This is a genomic window from Tunicatimonas sp., from assembly GCF_049647865.1.
Taxonomy (GTDB): domain Bacteria; phylum Bacteroidota; class Bacteroidia; order Cytophagales; family Cyclobacteriaceae; genus Tunicatimonas.
Genome location: NZ_JBARYM010000737.1, coordinates 1 through 1,717, shown reverse-complemented (window position 1 = coordinate 1,717; position 1,717 = coordinate 1). Strand labels below are relative to the sequence as shown.

Genomic DNA, 1,717 nt, shown 5'->3' with positions numbered 1-1,717 from the left:
GCCTTCTACCGTTGAAAGCGTAATAAAGTCAGGGTTTTCGGAAAATGGGTTAATTCCTGATCCGCCAAAGCCATTTGCAAAATCTTGCTTCAATGCTTCCTGTCCTAATAATATGTCAAAGCCATGGTCACCAAAAGTTTTGTTATAACTTAGCGTGTTAGTAAACACCCAAGATAATCCATAGCTAGAACTACGGTTGTAGCCAAATGCCGAGTTGTTTTCGGAGTTTTCGTACTGGCGACGAGTGTAGCCTTCCGAATTAACGGCATTGAAACTACCTCCGAAACTAGTTCGGAATACTAAGTCTTCGATAGGCTCAAATTCCAAATAAACGTTTCCGAAGCCACCCCCTAAAAAGTTGCTATTATTACGTTGCCCGTCCAAATTAGCTACTGGATTACGAGGGTTGTTAAATCCGGGAGCTGCGGTACCCGCGTAGCCACCGAACTCATCATAAATAGGGATGATAGGCGACATACGAGTTGCATCTAGAATAAGGTTCTCATCATCGGATGAACCCCTGCCGCCTTGCCCGCCTAAAATGATATTAACACTTCGGTAGGTCGCCTGGATATTCTCACCTACTCGCAGTTTGTTGGGAATAATATCAAATTCGGAGTTAGCTCGGAAAGTATAACGCTTAAAAATCTGATAGTTAAGAATCCCTTCTTGCTCCTGCATATTCAGACCAAGATAAAAGCGGTTATTTTCTCCACCACCGGATAACCCTAGATTATGGCGGTGAAGAATCCCTGGTCGGGTAATGGCATCGTACCAGTCCGTTCCCCCTCTGTTCGCTCGCACTACTTGATAAATAGAACCTAACGCTGGATCAACGTTATACAGTGCTGCTTGCTCCTCTAAATTCACGGAACCAACAATTCCAGAATTAGGTCCTACTAATAGGTAGTCGGGAATAACAGGCTGGCTACCGGTACCGTACTGCGGATGCGAAAAGTTAGGGGCTTCTCCTCGGTTGTTAGCTCCATTTCGGATGGCATTCCAGGTCCAGGTAGCTTGCTCTTGCGGATTTAGTACTTCAAGGCCTTGACCAGGATCAGTTACTCCAATCTCACCATTGTAGGTTACTTTCAGCGGTTGGTTTCTACCACCCTTTTTTGTGGTAAAAACAATAACTCCACCAGCAGCGCGCGCTCCGTATATAGAAGCACTAGTAGCGTCTTTCAGTACAGTAGTCGACTCAATATCGCCGGGGGCTAAAAACTCAGTATTTAGCGTTGGCACTCCATCTACTACGTAGAGTGGCTCATTACCCCCTAAAGCACCAAAACCACGTACCCGAACAATGCTAGAAGTACCAGGTTGTCCGTTAGTAATCACCGTTACCCCGGACACTCGCCCTTGTAACTGTTGCTCCACATTACCGGAAGGAACAACTTGTAAATCTTCTGCGTCTACTGTAGCCACGGAACCGGTAGTTTCCCTGCGACTATCTACCGAATATCCTGTTACTACAATTTCAGATAGTGATTGTACATCGGGTAACATATCAAGGTCGATGGTGCTTTGATTACCAATGGTTACTTCTTCGGCAGCATATCCAATAGAAGTAAATACTAACACGGCATCGTTGCTTGGCACCGTTAAACGATACTCTCCGTTCATATCGGTTACGGTACCCTGAGTAGTGCCTTTAATAAGCACATTTACCCCCGGTAGGGTTTCATTATTTTCCCCATCGGTCACAGTTCCCGAT

The 1,717-nt window shown here is 45.4% G+C and carries 1 protein-coding gene; it reads right to left on the bottom strand.

Translation table 11 applies throughout. The features are described 5' to 3' along the window. The coding region (locus tag WBA23_RS21505; protein WP_424584338.1) for a SusC/RagA family TonB-linked outer membrane protein at positions 1 to 1,717 on the bottom strand (1,717 nt) is incomplete at both ends.